This window comes from Portibacter marinus (assembly GCF_021533195.1).
Taxonomy (GTDB): domain Bacteria; phylum Bacteroidota; class Bacteroidia; order Chitinophagales; family Saprospiraceae; genus Portibacter; species Portibacter marinus.
Genome location: NZ_JAJNKB010000002.1, coordinates 224,034 through 243,843 on the forward strand (window position 1 = coordinate 224,034; position 19,810 = coordinate 243,843).

A 19,810-nucleotide genomic window follows, 5' to 3' on the forward strand; every position below is an offset into this window, starting at 1 on the left:
AGCATATTGTTAGCTTTACCAAACAAAAGCTTTAAAATTAGGTTTAAAACGTTGTATGATTTCAAAAATTTTCACTGACTTCGGCAGATTCATTCTTTGGTTGCCGAAGGTTTTCGCCAAACCAGAAAATCTTTCTATGTACTGGAAAGAGATTTCCAGGCAAATGAATGATATTGGGATAGGATCATTTATCATCGTTTTCTTAATTGCCATATTCATTGGAGCGGTTACAGCGGTGCAGTTTGCCTATCAGATGGATGGTACTTTGATTCCGAGGTATTATATTGGTTACATCGTGCGAGATATGACCATCATAGAAATGGCACCTACGATTTCATGTTTGGTTCTATCAGGAAAAGTCGGCTCTAATATAGCGGCAGAAATTGGTGGGATGAGACAAAAAGAGCACATCGATGCTATGGAAATCATGGGTGTTAATACTGCGGCCTATCTGGTGATGCCTAAAATAATTGCTGCTTTGGTAGTTATTCCTTTATTGGTTTGTATGGCTGCCATCGTAAGCATCCTTGGAGCCTATCTTGCTAGTGTACCCACAGGAATGTTTACAGGTGGAGAATTTGTGCAGGGGTTAAGATCATGGTTTGAAGGATGGAATGTGTTTATTATGCTGGTTAAATCTGTGGTTTTTGCATTCATCTTAACGAGTGTAGCTTGCTATCAGGGCTATTTTGTGAAAGGAGGAAGTATTGAGCTCGGAAAAGCGAGTACACAAGCGGTAGTAACCGGAAATATTCTGATTCTGGTTGCTGATTACGTCATCGCATTAGTATTGACCACATGATAAGAGTTGAGCATATAAAGAAGTCTTTTGGAGACACTGAAGTACTTAAAGGAATCAGTTTTACATTTTTAAAAGGAAAAACCAATTTAATTATTGGTAAGAGTGGTGCCGGCAAGACGGTCTTATTGAAATTATTAGTTGGCCTACTCAAACCTACCTCCGGTAAAATATGGTATGATGATGTCGATTTCACTAAATTAGATCAGGAAGCAGTACGTCGGATTAGAATGCAAGTAGGTATGCTTTTTCAAGGTTCAGCTTTATTCGATTCGATGACTGTTGAGGAGAACATCAGATTTCCGATGGATATGTTTACCAAGAAAACCATGAAGGAGAAGAGAAAAAGAGTGGATTACTGCCTGGAACGCGTCAATTTGGAGGGCGTTAATGATAGATATCCTTCAGAAACCAGTGGAGGGATGCAAAAGAGGGTAGGGATTGCCAGAGCCATTGTTCTAGAGCCTAAGTATCTTTTCTGTGATGAGCCCAATTCGGGTTTAGATCCGAAGACTTCTATAGTTATCGATGAGTTGATCGCTAGTATTACCGAAGAAAACAATATTACTACAGTCATCAATACGCACGATATGAATTCTGTAATGGAAATAGGAGAAAATATTGCACTACTTCATGACGGACATCTGGCATGGGAAGGGAGTAAAGAAGAAGTTTTGAAATCAGGCAATGAACTTCTACACGACTTTATTTTCGCTTCTCCATTTTTACAAAAGCTGAAAGAAAGTGCAGACTAAACTGTCTTCTTAAACACGTCGTTCATCATAATATAAAAACTTGTCATAAGTTATATACGCTGAAGTTCAATAGGAGAGCTTTGATTGTTTAACAAATTATAATTTATGACAATTAAAAATTTATTGATGATGCTGTTTGCGATCCTGATGGTAGCTGCAGCATGTGAAAAAGAAGTCGCAGAAATCCCTAAGGAAGAAACCAAACCAACTGGTAGATTTCAGTTGGAAATGACGGATTCGCCTGTTGATCATCCGGAGGTGGAAGCTGTATTTATAACCATTGCAGATGTCAAGCTTGATGGCGAGTCAATTGAAGGTTTTGAAAAAACCACATTTGATATTTCAGCTTACCAGCAAGGTGATGTGAAAGTTTTATTTGACGGTAGTTTAGCTGTGGCCAATTACAGTGATCTTGAGATCGTTTTAGACCATGCTAAGGATGATCAAGGGAATTCCCCCGGAAGTTACGTGCTGGAAAAAGATGGTGAAACATACGGTTTGTCTGAGCTTGCTGAAAGCACAATCAAATTCGAGCGGACTATTACCATCGATAGTATTGAAACATCCAATATCCTGGTAGATTTTGATCTAAGAAAAACCATCAAGGAGGGTGATGAAGATCGAAAATACGAGTTTACAGCCGGTTCTTCCTTTGAATCTGGTTTTAGAATAGTAGACAAAAAAGACTCCGGAAAGATTATTGGGCAAATAAATGATCCTTTGTCAAATAGTGAAGTTACTGTCGCCTATATATATAAAAAAGGAACATTTAATTCTGAGATTGAAACTTCTGCACAAGATGGAATTTTATTTGCCAATGCTTACAGTAGCGCCAAAGTGGATGATGAAGGAAACTTTGAATTACATTATTTGGAGACAGGTAAGTATGAACTTTACTTCGGCTCTTTTGATGTTGAAGAAGATGGTGGCCTATCCTTAGAAGGGAGATTGACCATGGACGCGTTGAATTTAACAGATATTGATATTCAGGCCAACAGTACACTGAATATTGCACTCACAGTAACTGGAATATTAAATCTGTAGCTAAACGAAAGCACACTTTGTATATTCGAAGCAGGCAAATGAGGTGTTTTTAAGCTTATTTCCCCGTAATTTGGTCAATATTAGACCATGAAAAATTTAACAACACAGAAGCTGCCTCCATTAGTTAGTTGTTTTTATTATTCCATAGAATCCGGGGGCAGCTTCATTTTTGTTAAAAATCCAATCTATAATAGAAAAGCGGTAAAAAGCCCAATTGGTACTCTTCCCTGATAGGTCCTAATGGATTATCAGGAGCATAAGTTAAAGTCAGGATATTTTTAGTGTCAAAAATATTGACAAAATCAATGGCCAATTCATGGGTTAAGTTCCTAGTATTGTATCTGTAATTGATTTTAGCATCAGCCCGGAAATAGGGTCTGAATTGAAATTCATTAAAATTGACATTATCCCTGTAAATAATCTCAAGTTCCCTTGCAGATTCTATCTCATTGACTTCACCATATCGTCTTCCACCGGCATAAGTTACCTTTCCACCGATATTTAATGAAGACTTGTTGCTGAATTGAAATTCTTTTGCAAATAGTGCATTTGATGCATGATTTCCGTTGAAGGATGTATTGGTCCATCGACCATTGGACCCCCTGTATTCTGAATTGAAAAGAGATGAAGTGATGAGGAAATAGTAACCACTGGCAAAAAACTTTTCGATGGTCAACTCTATACCATAATTCCTTCCATCTCCTGAATTGGATAACTCAGCTGGGAAAAAACGCGAAAAGCCAGACCCGGCATTGACCAAACTAAAAGATGACTGCTCGATTTCTACAGGTATATTATATAAGTATTGATAATAGGTTTCGAATTTAAGTCGCATATTCTTAGCTAAATTCCTATCATAAGAGAAAACGGCGTGATTGCTTTTGGTTAAGCCCATATCTCTGTTATATTCTACAGGCTGTCCATTTTCATCGGATCGGTTTCCATAGAAATAGAGGTAATTGGATTGAATTTGTGAATGCACACCTAGTCCTAAGCCAATCTTTTGTTTATTATCAATCTGATAGGAAAGACCGACTCGCGGTTCAAGCGGGGAGAACGAATTATTATTAAGACTGTAATAAGTGCTTGTTATTCCTGAAGTCAAGGTCAGATCCTCATTTAATCTGAATTTGGCTTGTATATATGGTTGAATTAAAGCGGTCATTACATTGGCATTCCATCTGGTTCTCCAGTCCCTAAAAATGGTTTCTCCTCCGGAAATATCAGGTATTATTCTTCTGACGCTATCCTGATACCTGAGATCGAAGAAATCTGTATTGATTCCCACTTTCAAAGAAAGCCTCTTATTTGCTTTCCAGTTAGTAAAAATGTACGCACTATACTTATTCTCTGTAAAGGTATAGTCGAGAACATTTACCAGTGTATCCACATTATATCGGTTGTTAATAATACTTCGTTCAAAATAGTCGTGATTCGCATCAACGTTGGAATGAGATGCAGCTATACCTGCCTTTATAAAGGTATTGATGTTAATAGGTTGTGTGTATGTAGCGCCTACAATGCCCATTCTGGAACCAAAATATTGGTCGCGGTCGTTTGAACCAAAAATCAATGTACTGGTGTCCACTTCAGTATCTTCGCTGAGTATGATGTCTATATTACTTAAACCACCTATTCCAAAAATGGCCAGATTTCCACCTTTTTTCATTGGAAAATTCAACCGAAAAGCACCATCCTGATATTGAGGTACAGCATCAGTACCTACATTGATGTTGAGGAATTGAAATAATGAAAGGGTTGAATATCGATATGTTGCCAGATAGGATGCGCCTCCAGAATTTAATGGTCCTTCAGCCATTAATTCAGTTCCCAGAAAACCCAATTGAGCACTAAACTCATGCTTTTTGTTATTCCCATTTCGCATTCTCAGATCAAACACACCCGCGATTCCATTTCCATATTCGGCAGGAAAAGCACCGGTGAAAAAATCTGAATTGGCTAAAAACTTATTATTGAGTATGGTAACCGGCCCTCCACCTGTTCCGGGTATGGAAAAGTGATTGGGATTGGGAATATTGAAACCATCCAAACGCCATAAAACGCCTTGAGGAGAATTCCCTCTGATTATGATATCGTTTCTGGAATCATCGGCTCCTTGTACACCTGCAAAATTGGATGCCATTCTTGCAGGTTCTCCCCTTGAACCGGCGTAGCGATCAGTTTCCTGAACAGAAAATTCACGTGCACTGACGGTTGCCATCTCGTTGGTCACATCACCACTTCTTTTGGCAAAAACCACGACTTCATCAAGTTCAAGAACCTGTTCCTCCATTTTAATATTGAGGATCACTTCCTTAGCAGAATTAACAATGATGTCTGTAAGCCTGACCTCTTTGTAGCCCAGGTAGGTAAACGAAATGGTCATGCGTCCCAATGGGACATTTTCAATCATAAACTGACCATCGAGGTCACTTGTCGTTCCCAGAATTGTACCGTCCTCCTGTGGAATGGCGACATTAACTCCGATCAAAGGAAATTGAGATTCTTGATCTACGACAGTACCACGAACTGTTTGGGTAATTTGGCATTGAACCCAAAAACCAAAGAAGCACATCAGAGAAGTGAGTAAAATTCTAAACTTCTGCATTGAATTCTCATTTAAGTTATGACATAAAGATATGTTATTCCATCCAAATCCATATCTTTGTTATTTTAATTAAGTCTAAATAAAGCTTGAGAACTATATTGGATTTAAAGAAGGGAGAATCTGCAATTGTAGAGCAATTCATAGATGAATCGCTTTCCTGTAAATTGTTGACCATGGGCATTTTGCCCCATGCGAAAATTACAATGGTTAGGGTTGCTCCCTTTGGAGGTGCGTTCTACCTGAAGTTGAACGGACTAAATGTAGCTGTACGAAAAAATGAAGCAGCTACCATTATAATTAAAGATTAATGGTGCAGAGAGAAAAGCCGGTAATTGCACTTATTGGCAACCCTAATTGTGGAAAATCAAGTCTTTTCAATATTCTTACTGGTTTGCGTCAACAAGTAGGGAACTTCCCTGGCGTTACTGTAGATAAGAAAATCGGCGCAACAGACCTGGGGCAGGGAACCTATGCTGATGTACTTGACTTACCCGGAACCTATAGTCTCTATCCCAATTCCACTGACGAAAGAATCGTTACAGAAATACTGACTCACCCTGGTAACCCGAATTATCCAGACTTCATCATATATGTGTTGGATGTCATGAATATGGAAAGGCACCTTTTGCTCGCCTCCCAACTAATTGATTTAAAAATCCCCATGGTTATAGCCATCAATATGACGGATATTGCCGATAAGGAAGGGTTAAAATATGATTCAGTTTATCTAGAAAAGAAATTAGGTGTTAAAGTCATTCCTATCAGTTGCCGTGAGGAAAGAAACATTGATGTATTAAAAAATACGGTATTGCAACTCATTAAGAAAAATGAGGGTATACCGGACACTTCTTTTCACAGCTTTTCAAGGGCTGACATAGAGACGATTGAGAAATTGAAACCATATCTTGAGGAAACTAACGACTACAGAACATTATTGATCGCCCATCATCATGACTGGCTGAAGAGTAAAAGTGCTGCTGAAAAGATTAACATCAAAAACCTTACAGATCAGGCCCATTTTGAATCGATAAAATCCCAGATTAATGAAACCATGGGACGTTTTTCAAAATTTACGCCGTATCTGCGTCACATGCAGTCCAAAGACGACCTTAAGAGTGAAAGTCTGACTGATGCCATAGATAACGTGATCACTCATCGGATCTTTGGTCCGGTGATTTTTTTCGGAATCATGCTGCTGGTATTTCAATTGATTTTCTCATGGTCAGAATATCCAATGACATGGATCGAGGATGCATTTGTATGGGGAGAACAAGTGGTGAAAGAATTTCTTCCTGACGGATGGTTTACCCGACTTTTAACTGAAGGAGTGATTGCTGGATTAGGTGGGATCATGGTTTTTATACCTCAAATTCTGTTTTTATTTCTTTTAATCTCTTTTCTTGAGGAGGTCGGGTACATGTCGCGTGCCGTCTTTATGTTTGACAAGCTTTTTCAGAAGTTTGGACTAAATGGTAGAAGCATAGTCGCACTGGTTTCCAGTGGAGCTTGTGCTATTCCTGCGATCATGTCGACGCGAACCATTAGCAACTGGCGAGAAAGATTGATTACTATCATGGTAACACCTTTGATCAGTTGTTCTGCCAGAATACCCGTTTATACAGTCCTGATAGGTTTTGTCGTTCCTGCAGGTTCTATTTATGGATTTAATCAACAAGGCCTTGCTTTTATGGGTTTGTATCTATTGTCGATTGTGGCAGCATTGGGCTCAGCCTCTGTATTTAATCTGATATTGAAGAAAGAAGATCATTCATATCTGATGATGGAACTTCCTATATACAAGCCACCTTTATGGAAAAACATCTTCTTCACGGTAAAAGAAAAAGTATTGACCTTCATCATAGAAGCCGGCAAAGTCATACTCGTTATTTCTATCATCCTATGGTTCCTGGCCTCATACGGACCTAAAGCGGATATGGCGCAGGCAGAAAAACAAGCTATCCAATTAGCAGAGGATCGCAATCTGGATGAGACCTCTTCTGAACAACTATTGGCTTCCCTTAAGATTGAAAACTCTTATGCCGGGCATTTAGGCAAATTTATTGAACCAGTGATAAGACCCTTGGGGTTTGACTGGAAAATAGGAATCGCCTTAATTACATCTTTTGCTGCTCGGGAGGTATTCGTCGGAACCATGGCCACGATTTATAGTATCGGTGGAACGGAGGATGAAGCGACTGTCAGAGAGCGAATGGCGGCTGAAGTAAACCCTATTACCGGACGTCCGGTCTATGGATTTGCGACATCCCTTTCCTTGCTGGTATTTTATGTTTTTGCAATGCAATGTATGAGTACTCTTGCAGTGACCAAACGCGAAACCAAATCGTGGAAATGGCCTGTCATCCAATTTATTTATATGAGTTTAATGGCTTATACAGGAAGTTTGCTCGTCTACCAAATCTTAGGCTAATAGTTCGCATGTCCCCAAACATTTGTCAGCTATTTGTCGTAAGTAGTGACAATTGTACGTTATTACCCTGAAAAGGATAATCTTCTTTGAGGGAGCTCGTTTTTTAAACTGTCTAACTATTAGTTAATAGTTCACTTAAAATAATGAAATATATGAAATTTACTAATCTATTCAACCTGTTTATTTTGCTATTCATAGGTCTGATCAGCTTTTCGTCTTGTAATAAAGACCTGATAGACAACTTGAATAAAGAAAGAAAATTATTAATAAGATTGACTGATGCACCTGTAGATGCAGAGGAGGTCAATGTAGATATACAAGGTATTATCATCAAAACTGATGGTGGTCTTGATTCCGTTAGTTTGGATACCGAAGCCGGAGTTTACAATTTATTAGATTATCAGAATGGTGCAGATACACTTATAGGCAACGCCATCATCGATTTTATGGACATCAAGGAAATCAGATTGATCCTTGGAGAAAATAATTCCATTAAGATTAATGGGCTCGTATATCCGTTAAAGGTACCTAGTGGATCTGAGAGTGGCTTAAAAATTAAAGTTGATGTTGATGTATCTGACGATGAAATAGTGGAGATACTAATTGATTTTGATGCATCTCAATCTGTAGTAGATCTTGGTAACGGAAACTACATTCTGAAACCGGTGATCAGTGTTGCAGAAATTATCGAAGACGGAGAGGTTACCTTTGATGAAAATTCTGAAGAAAGTGAAGTAGACTGTGTAAGAGGAAAAGGTTACTGGAAAACTCATTCTGAATATGGTCCGGCACCGTTGGATTCAGCGTGGCTGGCTTTACCAGATTCTTCTGATACTGAATTATTTACCTCGGAATTGACATATTTGTCTATCCTTGAAGCATCTGCTGGAGGAGATGTTTACTTGAAATTGGCACAGCAATACATCATTGCAGAACTAAATGTGCTTGCGGGAGTAGATGCTGGCGACGAAGTGCTGACCATTTGGCAAACAGCTCAAGCATTATTGGAAACCAATGCTGATACTCAAATCATTCCTGAGGCGGATGAAGAAAGTGCGAAGGAATTAACAGAGGCGCTTGCTGAATTCAACGAAGGTGAGGGGGACGTAGCTTCTTGTGATGATGACGAGGAGGAAGAGGAAGAAGAAGAAGAGGAAGAGGAAGAAGTGGAAGATGATTTGGAAATTAGCGATGTGGATTGTGTAAGAGGAAAAGGTTACTGGAAAACACACTCAGAATTTGGACCAGCTCCTTTAGATTCTGCATGGTTACTTTTACCGGATTCTTCTAGAACTACATTATTCGAATCTGAGTTGAAATATATTACCATACTTGAAGTTCCAACCGGTAATAATCCTTACCTGAAGTTAGCAGAGCAATATATCATTGCTGAATTAAATGTTATCGCAGGTGCTGATGCCAATGCTGATGTATCTGCGGCTTGGGAGGAGGCTGGCGCTTTATTGGAAGCCAATATTGTAGAGCAAACCATTCCTGACGCTGATGAGTCAAGGGCGAAAGAACTGAGAGAAATTTTGTCTGAGTTTAATGATGGTGATTTAGATGTTGCCTCTTGCGATGATGAAGAAGAGGAAGAAGAAGAGGAGGAAGAAGAAGAGGAAGAGGAAGAAGAAGAGGAGGAAGAACAAGGACCTTGTGTTAGGCAAAAAGGATACTGGAAAACTCATTCAGACTTAGGTCCTGCTCCATTAGATGAAGCATGGTTAGAGCTTGAAGATGGTGCGAACACTGACTTCTTGGGTACTGAAAAATCATACATGTACTTCCTGGAAATCAATACAGGTAACAATGCTTATCTTAAGTTGGCTCAACAGTACATTATTGCAGAATTAAACCAATTTGCAGGTGCAGAAATGAATGGTGACACGCAAGAATCGTGGGAAGCTGCAAAAGAATTATTGGAGAAATATCAAGATGATCTTGAAATAGCGGAGGAAGATGAAAAAGACGCTAAAGATCTCGAAAAGGATTTAAAGAAATTTAATTCTGGAGAGGCTGGAGTAGAATCTTGTGATGAATAAACACAAGATTAATCTGCGAATGATATAATACCTAGTTATCTATGTATTGGGGGTGAAATTCTTTTTGAGAGTTTCACCTCATTTTTTTTGGTTGAGTCTGTTTTCACACCATGCCAAAATATTCTTCATGACCTCCTCCTTTTCAGGCTCATTCAACAGTTCGTGGTATAATCCTTCATAGTGTGTTTTTGTCTTATCGACAGAGCTTATGTCCTCGAAAAACTGTTCCGAAGCATTCGGATAGACCACTCTGTCAGCCAGAGAATAATTCAAATAAACATTCTGAGTAATCAGATGGGCATTTTTTCTAAGCCATTGGCCAGATTTATCAAACTCATCTGCAAATCCAGGTCTTGTTCCACCTCTGTAAACCAGTGGATCTTCATCATATTTTCGACGCTCTTCAGGATCTCTACTAATATGCTCAATACCAAGCTTGGTGGTCTGCATCTTTGGAGCAATTTTGGCAAGTCTTCTAACTGTCCAAACTAATATTCCAGGTTGATTGGATACAATATCCAGCGCCGGATTACTAAAAATGATATGATCAATGTTGCTCAATTTCTTTTTTGCGGCAGCAATCCCTGTTACGACACCTCCCATGCTGTGCGCAAGTATAAAAAGTGGAATGGAGGAATAGTCTCTAACAAGGTCGAAAGCAGACTTTTCAAGTTCGTGTACATACAGATCAAAGTTACTGACGTAGCCACTTAGCCCTCCTGATCTTCCATGCCCTGAAAAATCAAATGACCTGACAGTAAACCCTGCATCATTAAAAAATTTAGCTACATGCTCATACCTGTGACTATGCTCAGCATAGCCATGAACGATGAGGATTCCACCTCTTGGATTTTCGATCTCCCAATCAATGGTATGAATCCTGGTGCCGTGAATTTTATTTTCGTAAACTTTCATCTCAAAACTTGTTATAGTCTTTAGGTGGTTTTAAATTACTCTGTTGTTAATATTCTGCAAAAGAACATATTAATGAAAAATATTCTCGATCCAGAACACTAAGTTAGTTTAACAATTGAAAAACCTAATAATTATATTATTTGTTCTGACGAGCTGCCAACCTGAATATCAGGCGGTCACCCTGGAAAAACTTACAGGAATATGGATGGCCGGTAGTCTTCAACTAGACATGGATTATTATGTGCCATTTAATCAGGTGATGCAAATCAACACCTCGAGTGAAATTCAATATGCTCAAGGATCAGAAACCGATACATTTCAGTCTTTGATTTTAGATCCGGATTCTATTTTTTTTCCTTACCAAAAGTATGATCGTAAAGAGGTGTCAATGATTGATGACCAACTTAAAATGGGTTATTTATATCCGAGAATTTTCAAACGCGCAAGAAATGCTCCTTTAAAAATGGAGGATGCAGTAATCAGGAGTCGGTTAATGCAAGGAAACTGGAAAAGCAATCGGGAGATACTTGATTTCAAACAAACAACGTTATTCGAAGCAGATTTGAATTCTAATGTGAAGACCAGTTACTGTTGGCAAGTATACCGTGTAAAGGATCTTGTCTTTCTCAAAACGAAGGATGATTTTAAAGGTTGTGAAGAACCATTCAGTGAAGTGGCCCAAATCATTAAAGTGACAGAGGATAGTCTGGTGCTCGAGAAATGGAGTGGTCATTCTTTCAAAACCTTAGCTTATGAATTGACTAAAGCAAGTGTAGAAAACGTGCCAATGTCCTCCTTCAGGCTTTGTAATCCTTATTTATATGAAAACAGCTGGAGTTCCTGGTACTTTTTTAAATATTCTGGATTTGAAGGAGGGCTTTATGAATTGACAAAGATTTTTAATGATAAGTATCAAAAAGTGACCGGAGATAATATAGATGGACACATTAGAGCTCAATTCATCATCAATTGTGAGGGTCAAATGGGGCAGTTGCAATTACTTGAAATGAATGAAAGTTATGAATTGTCAAAGCTCCATCCTGATATTAGCAGTCAAATAGAAGAAATATTAACACATGCTGGACCATGGGTTGCAGGGGAGCGAAGAGGACAAATCCTCGATACGTATAAGTTTTTAATTTTCAGAATCAAAAATGGCGAGATCGATGAAATTTATCCGTAGCCTTTTTGTAATATATATTTTATCCTCTTGCCAGCAGGTACCTCTGGAATATCGTTTGCAATATTTCTATACTTCGGAGGAACGATTGGATATGGAAGCACGCATTTCAGATGAAATTAAGAAAATGTACGAAGGTAGCCTTTTACGACAATCTAAGTTAGATACCTTACTTGCCCTCAATCCTGAAAAAGAAGAATATTATAGAAGAAAATCTTTCAAATTTTCTCAGACGGGAAATTTTCATCAGGGTTATCCCTTGATGGAAAAAGCGATACAATTAGACCCTGCTAACGCACTTTATTACACCAGTTGGCACATGTTATCCTTATATCGAAATTATGAGCAAGCACTTGAGGACTTGGAGTATTACGATGATATCACACAGGGAGTAACCTACGTTTGGGGTGAAAATGTCCATTATCTTAAAGGATTGGCTTATAAACAGATGGGAATGTATGACCAGGCAGTAAGTGAATTTAATCATTGCATCTACATCGAAGGGATAAATACCTCTGAATATGTCTACGTCTATCGTGGTATTGCCAATTTAAGACATGAGTGCCTGGAAGATGCTGTTCATGACCTTCAAACGGCCATTGACATGTATTCTAATTGTACCATGGCTTACGTTTACCTGGGAGAAACCAAAATTCGTATGAGAGAATGGGAGGAAGCAAAATCTTATTTGTGGAAAGCTGAAGAATTGCTTTGCCGAGGTGTTAAGAAAACACATCCATACTTCGAAGTCTTTGATGAAGTACAGTTGTCCCAGGTTTATGATTTGCTGTCAATGGTGGATAAAGAATTATAGGTGCATTTTTTCCAGCAAAGCATTTTTCATGAAAACATTTTCATCTGCCAGGTCCATATGCATTTTGTAATGCACCGGAATGGTGGATTCTTTCAATAAACATCCTGCGGGAATATAGGGGTACAATTGGTCATAACGGGCTATTTTGTCAGGTGAAACTCTGGAATAGATAAAAGATCTATTAATGGCATCAAGATTGTCAACGCCCGATGCCGCCATCAACTCAATAAAGCTATTGACCGTTTGTTTATGATATTCTGCAACTCTTTCTTTCTTATCTTTTACCACTAGTCCTTTTACCAAATGCGGTTCCTGAGTTGCTACTCCGGTGGGACAGGAATTTTTGTTACATTCCAGAGCCTGAATGCATCCCACTGCCATCATCATCGCTCTTGCACTATAACACAAGTCTGCTCCTAATGCCAGAGAACGATAAATATCGAAGCCGCTGACGATTTTACCAGACGCAATGAGTGCAATGTCTTTTTTTAAGTCAAATCCTTCAAGAGCATTATAAGCGAAGGACAGACCATCTTTGTAAGGCATACCTACAGAATTACTAAACTCAACGGGAGCAGCACCTGTACCTCCTTCTCCTCCGTCAATACTGATGAAGTCAGGCTTAATGCCTGTTTTGACCATAGCCTTACAAATGCTCAAAAACTCTGATTTATGCCCAATGCAAAGCTTGAAACCAATGGGTTTGCCTCCAGAGAGATCTCTCAGCTTTTTAATAAACTCAAGTAACCCAATGGGTGTGCTAAATGCCGTATGGTATGGCGGAGAAAGCACCGCTTTTCCCGGCTCGATATTTCTTATTTCTGCGATTTCCTTTGTGGCTTTTGAAGCAGGAAGAATGCCTCCGTGTCCTGGTTTGGCACCTTGCGAAAGTTTAAGCTCCACCATTTTAACATTGTCAGCAGATGTTCTTTTCCTGTACAAGTCTGGATCAAAATGACCCTCATCATTTCTACACCCGAAGTAGCCTGTTCCGATTTGGTATATCAGGTCGCCACCAAAGGCATCGTGATAAGGACTGATACCACCTTCGCCGGTGTTATGCGCAAAGCCGCCAATGGCTGCCCCACCATTTAAGGCTTCAATGGCGTTACTTGACAAAGAGCCAAAACTCATGGCCGAAACATTGAAAATACTGGCCGGATATGGTTTCAGGCAGTCAGGACCTCCTATTGTAACTCTTGGATTGTGATCTATTTTTTCATGGTTTAGGGCTGCAATCGAGTGATTCATCCACTCATAAGACTCATCGTATACATTGAGAAGGGTTCCAAAAGGAGAAGTCGATGTCTCATTCTTAGCCCTTGAATAGACTAAAGATCGATTGATCCTTGAGAAAGGTCGGCCGTCGTGATCAGGCTCTATAAAGTACTGATATATTTTTGGACGAAACCACTCAAGTATATATCTGGACCTTCCTACCAAAGGAAAGTTTCGCATCAAGGCATGTTTGGTTTGAAGCATATCATAAACACCGAGAAGAATCAGTGGACCTATGCACAGAAAGGCATAATAAAAATGTTCATTTACAAGTACAGCTAATACAATAACCAGTATAGTTAAAGTGACTGAAGTCCATATAAAAATTTGTCGCATACCATTATTAAATTGACACAACGAAAGGTAATTCTATCTTTTGAAAAACAAAGTGAGTTCCTACTCATAATTCTTGTTTAAAGTGCCTGAAACTTCGATCCATTTTGGATCCTTCATGGATTTTTGATGTTTTTTTTCATCATTATAAGCTATCTCTGTCGAAGATCTTAAGAAGTTTTTAACTACTTGGAGATAACACGAACATAAACTTGCTACGTTAGTAGAAAAAACGTAATTTTGTGCCCGCATGAGTAAATCCGTACATTTTCTATTCACCATCTTATTGTGTATTCTTGCTTTTACGTCTTGTAAAACAGAATTTGAGAAGATCAGGACCAGTAATGATCCACCTGTCATCTTAAAGGAAGCCAACAAGTTATACAAGCAAGGACAATATCTTAAAGCTCAATCTCTTTACGACATTATTATCCCTTTTTATCGGGGGAGACAAGAGGCTGATGATATTTTTTACAATTATGCACAAACTCACTATGAGCTGGGGGATTATATTTTGGCTGCACATTATTTTGATAGCTACGCTAAAACGTTCGGAAACTCACCTCGAAGAGAAGAAGCTAGTTTCATGGCAGCCTATTCGAATTATCTTTTGTCTCCATCTTTTAGACTCGATCAAACTTATACAGAGAAAGCCATCGCTGAATTGCAACTTTTCGTAAATAATTTTCCGATGAGTGAAAAAGTGGGAGAAAGCAATGAAATGATTGAAGAGTTGCGAGCTAAATTGGAAATCAAAGCTTTTGAACAGGGCAAGCTATATTTTAGAATTAGGGAATACCAATCCGCAATTACCTCGTTTAAGAACGTTTTGCTGGATTACCCTGATACCGATAATTATCAGGAAATTTATTATTACATTATCAAGTCGGCATACTTATTGGCCGCCAATAGTGTATATGACAAGAAGAAAGAACGTTTCGAAGAAACTTTAAAGTACTATAATCAGTTTAAGAAAAGGTATCCGAAAAGTAAGTACCTCAAGGAACTTAGGAGTGATATCGAAAATGCTAACGAACAGATAAAATCTTTATCAGTATGAATGATTTAAAAACACAGGTTCAAGGAATAGATCCTAATCTTCAAGGAAAAGATATGGAGAAATTTGTCTCAAAAACTCAGAATGTTTATGAGACGCTAGAAATCATTTCTAAGAGAGCTAATCAACTTGCGGGTGATCTTAAAGAAGAACTTCATCAGAAGTTGGAGGAATTTGCAGTGACCACAGATGCCATAGAGGAAGTGCATGAGAATAAGGAGCAGATCGAAATCTCTAAGTTTTATGAGAGGCTGCCAAACCCTGCCGTCATCGCAACATATGAATACCTAAACGGAGAACTTAAAGCAGAATACAAACAGCGCGAGCGAAACAATAATGAATGAATGTCTTAATAGGCATTACAGGGAGTATTGCGGCTTACAAATCCGCGATACTCGCCAGGCTTTTCATTAAAAAAGGTCATCAGGTAAAGGTCATAATGACTGAATCTGCGCAGTCTTTTATATCCCCTTTGACCTTATCCACACTTTCAAAGAACAAGGTAGAAACTGACTTATTCCATGAAGGAACATGGAGTAATCATGTAGAACTCGGATTATGGGCTGACCTATTTATCGTTGCCCCGGCGACGGCAACCTCCATTTCGAAGATGGCTCATGGTCTCGCGGATAACATGTTGGTGGCCACATACCTATCTGCCAAATGCCCAGTGTATATCGCTCCAGCAATGGATCTGGATATGTGGAAACACCCATCCACCCTACATAATTTGGATTTACTAAGAAGTTATGGAAATAAAATTATTCCCGTAGAGCATGGAGAGCTGGCCTCTGGTCTGGTGGGTGATGGAAGAATGGCTGAGCCTGAGCATATCATTGATTTTTTAGATGACGACTTACACATTGTATCGGATCTGCTTTCAATGAAGATTTTAGTCACTGCCGGGCCAACTTATGAGGACCTGGATCCGGTAAGATTTTTAGGCAACAACTCAACCGGCAGAATGGGAGTCGAAATTGCAGATGTGGCGGCTGAGAGAGGAGCTCAAGTTATTTTAGTTCAAGGCCCAGGTCTGATTAAGGCTAAATCTTCGAACGTAAAAACAATTAAAGTACGGACAGCAGCCGAGATGTACGAGGAATGCATAAAACATTTCAATGATTGTGATGCCGCAATACTAGCCGCTGCGGTGGCAGATTACACACCAAAAGAGAAGTCAGAAATTAAAATCAAGAAAAAGGAGGATGACCTCAAGATTGAATTACAAAGAACCAGAGATATTGCTGCAGCATTAGGAGAAAGTAAAAAACCAAACCAACGTCTTGTAGGGTTTGCCTTGGAGACCAACAACGCTATGGAGAATGCAAAGCGAAAGTTGATCAAGAAGAATCTGGATTTTATTGTTTTGAATTCACTGGAAGATGAAGGGGCTGGTTTTGAGCATCATACCAATAAGGTCAGTTTTGTATTTTCAGATAAGCATACTAAAAAGTTTGACCTGAAATCAAAGAAAAAAGTGGCCGCAGATATAATAGATCAGTTGAAGGATTTGTTTAAAGAAGGTAATCGATGAAAATGGTGAGAATAAATCTGAGTATAATTATACTGTTCATGGGACTAAACTTAGTAGCCCAGGAGCTTGATTTTAACGTCAAGGTCATAGCAAGCCCGAGTTTAAGCCAGGTTGATCCGAAAATTTTTAACAGCTTAGAAGGACAGATTGAGGAATTCATTAATAACACCAAATGGACCGATGATGAATTTGAAGAAGAAGAAAGGATCAAAGGCAACTTACAAATCACCATAACAGAAGATATTTCTCCAACCTCTTTTGTCGCAGACATATTAATCCAATCGATTAGACCGGTTTTTAACTCTGACTATAGTACTCAGGTTATCAATTACAAAGATGAAGGCATTCCATTTACCTATGTGCAACTACAACCGCTGGAAAATAATGTGAATGATTACAAGGACAATCTTTCGTCGGTACTTCTCTTTTATGTTTACTATGTGCTGGGAGTAGACTATGATACATTTTCTCCAATGGGCGGTGAAAGATTCCTGCAAATGGCAAGAAACATTGCTTCCATCGTCCCTCCGGGCTCTGGAGGAAATGGTTGGAGTATTTCTGTGAGGGACAGTAGAACCACCATTATCGAGACTTTACTAAATCCTAGATCCAGGAGAGTACGAGAAGCGTATTACTATTATCACAGGTTGGGATTAGATGAGGCCTCAGGGGATTTGGGAAAGGCGAAGGCTTCCATGGTTTCGGCCATAAAGGATGTTCAGGCAGTGAATGCTGCCGCTCCTAATTCAATGGCGGTGCAGATGTTTATGGATGCCAAGCGAAAGGAAATTGTAGAGATATTTAAACAATCAGATACCAGGCAGATTTCTCAAATGTATGACATGCTTACTGAAATAGACCCTTCCCAGGCAAAGGTGTATAATGAACTAAGACAAAAGTAATGACCAACATTGCCATCTGGGCTTCAGGAACTGGATCCAATGCACAAGCCATTATCGATTATTTTAGGGAAAATGATCATGTGAATATAGCCATGATCGTCAGCAATCGAAAGCAAGCTGGAGTAATAGACAAAGCTGTAAAAGAGGGTATCCCTTACGTTTATTTTTCTAAAAATCAGATAGATACCAATGATGGTGTTTTGGATAAGCTGGCTAGTTCGAAAATTGAGGTAATTGTTTTAGCTGGCTTCTTGTTAAAAATTCCATCTTATCTTATTAGAGCTTTTACAGATAGAATTCTGAACATTCATCCTGCATTGCTACCCAAATATGGCGGAAAAGGCATGTATGGAAGTCATGTACACCAGGCTGTATATGACCAGAAAGAAACAGAATCAGGAATCAGTATCCATCTCGTTAATGAGCATTATGACGAAGGCAAAATCTTGTTTCAAGCCAGTACTGATCTGACACCAGATGACCGACCATCGGATATTGGCCGAAAGGTTTTAGAATTAGAGCACTACTATTATCCTAGAGTGATAGAAGCTTTCGTGGAAAATGCTCTGCCACAAGCTGATTAGCCGCCCAACTTAAGTCCTGATGATATGGCCAAATCTTTCATTGAAGCCAGCTATACCCTGAAGACCTCCTGTATGAATGGCCAGAATGGGTCGATCGGGGTCAAACTTTTCTCTATTTATTAAATCCTTTATTCCATAAAACATCTTACCTGTATAAATTGGATCTAGTGGGATAGGGAATAAGTTAATAAAATCGATCAATTCGCTATTCCATTTGCCATATCCACCAAAGTGAAATTCATCATGCAGTATATATCGACTGGCTTCTATTCTCAAATGTCTACATTTTAGTAGGAATTCCATCTCAAATGAGGGGAACTTTAATGCAGAGAAGATGTGAAGATTAGAGTTGGGCTTTAGGTTGGACATTATACCAAGGCTCGTGCCCCCTGAACCATAAGGAACGCAGATTTGCACATCCTGAAGTTCGATTTCCGTCATCATTTCGCCTACTCCTTTCAAAGCAAGATCATTAGTACCGCCTTCAGGTATAACATATGCCTCCGGCCATTCTGAAAAATAGGTTTGATTCTTTATCGTCCTGTATTCGGTTCTGGTAACAAATCGAATTTCAGCTCCGAATTCTTCAACGTGATCTAGCGTAGGATTATTCACTTCTTCTCCCCGGATGAAGAGGATGAGTCTTAGTTTGAAATAATGACACGCAAATGCAAGGGCATGAATATGATTAGAATAGGCACCTCCAAAACTGACCACCAACTGATGCCCCTGGTTTTCTAGGTTAACCAGATTGTATTTTAATTTTCTGAATTTATTACCTGATAGGGAAGGATGAATAAGATCCTCTCTCTTAATGAGGACCTTTCTGCCAGCGATTTCAACTTCAGATATAGGACTTGGAATATTGAGCTCTAGGTTCACATGAGCAAAGATAAAAAAAGCCACTTCCCGGAAAAGTGGCCATCATGTTATCGGCCCCAGGACCACCCAAACTTTGCTCTTAATCCAAAATATGGACCTGATAAATCTTTATCGCTAACAGCCTCCAGTTGAGAGCCACTTATAATTCTGTATCCTCCATCAACACTTAATCTCAACCATCTCAGCACATTCACTTCAAGGGCAATTGCAGGTTGAATGCTGATTCCCTTCCCCTCATTTTCTCCATCTATCCGAATGTTTCCATTTCCGATGCTGGTATAGAAAAAAGGGTGGATAGGTTTATATGAAATAGGTGAATATCCTACTAAAAAATCATTCGAACCCAAGGTCACTCTTGAATCGTTGATAATGGTATTCAATTCGTAGTTGCTCCAGCCAATTAAAACCTTTTTACTGATCTCGAACGTAAAGTAGCCACCGCTGAAATAATCGAAGTCATTGGAGGAGGTGTTAAAATTAGATGTAGTCCCGCCCCAGATTCCAGTAAGTCTCAGCCCACTGTTACTAAAAATGGTCTGGTCTTTCTGAGCATTCAAGCATAAGCAAAAGATGGCAAGGGTTAAAGCGAGTAATGTTTTCTTCATCATTTCTTGTGTTTGATTAATAGACACCAACAAGACGAGAGGGTTGCATG

Annotated in this window: 18 protein-coding genes; 13 read left to right on the forward strand and 5 right to left on the reverse strand. The window is 39.1% G+C overall.

From position 1 onward, the window contains the following. Positions 1–55 precede the first annotated feature (55 nt). From L2567_RS05095 to L2567_RS05105, 3 genes are all read left to right on the forward strand, one after another. Positions 56–802: an MlaE family ABC transporter permease gene (locus L2567_RS05095; RefSeq protein WP_235296665.1), complete on the forward strand. Its 747-nt coding sequence runs from the start codon at positions 56–58 to the stop codon at positions 800–802. Further along, the gene (locus tag L2567_RS05100) at positions 799–1,554 is read left to right on the forward strand and encodes an ABC transporter ATP-binding protein (RefSeq protein ID WP_235296666.1); all 756 of its coding nucleotides are present in this window, start codon (positions 799–801) and stop codon (positions 1,552–1,554) included. The genes L2567_RS05095 and L2567_RS05100 overlap by 4 nt, the downstream gene beginning before the upstream one ends. Positions 1,555–1,659: 105 nt before the next feature. Beyond that, a complete protein-coding gene (locus tag L2567_RS05105; protein ID WP_235296667.1) occupies positions 1,660–2,598 on the forward strand; it encodes a DUF4382 domain-containing protein in 939 nt (312 codons plus the stop codon). A gap of 172 nt (positions 2,599–2,770) precedes the next feature. Here L2567_RS05105 and L2567_RS05110 read toward each other — a convergent pair whose 3' ends face one another. After that, entirely contained in the window at positions 2,771–5,206 is a 2,436-nt protein-coding gene (locus tag L2567_RS05110; RefSeq protein ID WP_235296668.1) for a TonB-dependent receptor, read from the reverse strand. 86 nt (positions 5,207–5,292) lie between these two features. On the opposite strand from L2567_RS05110, the gene L2567_RS05115 reads away from it, so the two are divergent. From L2567_RS05115 to L2567_RS05125, 3 genes are all read left to right on the forward strand, one after another. After that, positions 5,293–5,514 carry a FeoA family protein gene (locus tag L2567_RS05115; RefSeq protein WP_235296669.1) on the forward strand — a complete coding sequence of 74 codons (222 nt, stop codon included), beginning with the start codon at positions 5,293–5,295 and terminating at the stop codon, positions 5,512–5,514. Further along, positions 5,514–7,634 (forward strand): ferrous iron transport protein B, encoded by a 2,121-nt coding sequence (gene feoB, locus L2567_RS05120; RefSeq protein WP_235296670.1) that lies wholly within the window; start codon positions 5,514–5,516, stop codon positions 7,632–7,634. The genes L2567_RS05115 and feoB overlap by 1 nt, the downstream gene beginning before the upstream one ends. Before the next feature lie 152 nt (positions 7,635–7,786). Further along, complete coding sequence (locus L2567_RS05125) at positions 7,787–9,676, forward strand: DUF4382 domain-containing protein (protein ID WP_235296671.1); 1,890 nt, start codon at positions 7,787–7,789, stop codon at positions 9,674–9,676. A gap of 78 nt (positions 9,677–9,754) precedes the next feature. On the opposite strand, the gene L2567_RS05130 is transcribed toward L2567_RS05125, so the two are convergent. Beyond that, positions 9,755–10,591, reverse strand: a complete 837-nt coding sequence (locus L2567_RS05130) for an alpha/beta hydrolase (protein ID WP_235296672.1) — start codon at positions 10,589–10,591, stop codon at positions 9,755–9,757. 115 nt (positions 10,592–10,706) lie between these two features. Between L2567_RS05130 and L2567_RS05135 the strand changes: the two genes are divergently transcribed. Next, a complete protein-coding gene (locus L2567_RS05135) occupies positions 10,707–11,774 on the forward strand; it encodes a hypothetical protein (protein WP_235296673.1) in 1,068 nt (355 codons plus the stop codon). Further along, complete coding sequence (locus tag L2567_RS05140; RefSeq protein ID WP_235296674.1) at positions 11,758–12,585, forward strand: tetratricopeptide repeat protein; 828 nt, start codon at positions 11,758–11,760, stop codon at positions 12,583–12,585. The genes L2567_RS05135 and L2567_RS05140 overlap by 17 nt, the downstream gene beginning before the upstream one ends. Here L2567_RS05140 and L2567_RS05145 read toward each other — a convergent pair. Next, entirely contained in the window at positions 12,580–14,199 is a 1,620-nt protein-coding gene (locus L2567_RS05145) for an FMN-binding glutamate synthase family protein (protein ID WP_235296675.1), read from the reverse strand. The genes L2567_RS05140 and L2567_RS05145 overlap by 6 nt on opposite strands. A gap of 247 nt (positions 14,200–14,446) precedes the next feature. On the opposite strand from L2567_RS05145, the gene L2567_RS05150 reads away from it, so the two are divergent. Genes L2567_RS05150 through purN form a run of 5 tightly spaced genes read left to right on the forward strand, consistent with a single transcriptional unit; the run spans position 14,447 to position 18,273 of the window. Then, complete coding sequence (locus L2567_RS05150) at positions 14,447–15,256, forward strand: outer membrane protein assembly factor BamD (RefSeq protein ID WP_235296676.1); 810 nt, start codon at positions 14,447–14,449, stop codon at positions 15,254–15,256. Next, positions 15,253–15,597: a DNA-directed RNA polymerase subunit omega gene (locus L2567_RS05155; RefSeq protein ID WP_235296677.1), complete on the forward strand. Its 345-nt coding sequence runs from the start codon at positions 15,253–15,255 to the stop codon at positions 15,595–15,597. The genes L2567_RS05150 and L2567_RS05155 overlap by 4 nt, the downstream gene beginning before the upstream one ends. Continuing rightward, positions 15,594–16,787, forward strand: a complete 1,194-nt coding sequence (coaBC, locus tag L2567_RS05160) for a bifunctional phosphopantothenoylcysteine decarboxylase/phosphopantothenate--cysteine ligase CoaBC (protein WP_235296678.1) — start codon at positions 15,594–15,596, stop codon at positions 16,785–16,787. The genes L2567_RS05155 and coaBC overlap by 4 nt, the downstream gene beginning before the upstream one ends. 2 nt (positions 16,788–16,789) lie before the next feature. Continuing rightward, positions 16,790–17,689, forward strand: coding sequence for a type IX secretion system protein PorD (porD, locus tag L2567_RS05165; protein WP_454824039.1), 900 nt, complete (start codon positions 16,790–16,792; stop codon positions 17,687–17,689). Next, positions 17,689–18,273, forward strand: coding sequence for a phosphoribosylglycinamide formyltransferase (gene purN, locus L2567_RS05170; RefSeq protein ID WP_235296680.1), 585 nt, complete (start codon positions 17,689–17,691; stop codon positions 18,271–18,273). Before porD ends, purN begins: the two co-directional genes overlap by 1 nt. A gap of 9 nt (positions 18,274–18,282) precedes the next feature. On the opposite strand, the gene L2567_RS05175 is transcribed toward purN, so the two are convergent. Further along, positions 18,283–19,155 carry a 1-aminocyclopropane-1-carboxylate deaminase/D-cysteine desulfhydrase gene (locus L2567_RS05175; RefSeq protein ID WP_235296681.1) on the reverse strand — a complete coding sequence of 291 codons (873 nt, stop codon included), beginning with the start codon at positions 19,153–19,155 and terminating at the stop codon, positions 18,283–18,285. Positions 19,156–19,202: 47 nt separating this feature from the next. Beyond that, entirely contained in the window at positions 19,203–19,760 is a 558-nt protein-coding gene (locus L2567_RS05180; RefSeq protein ID WP_235296682.1) for a hypothetical protein, read from the reverse strand. Between the last annotated feature and the right edge of the window lie 50 nt (positions 19,761–19,810).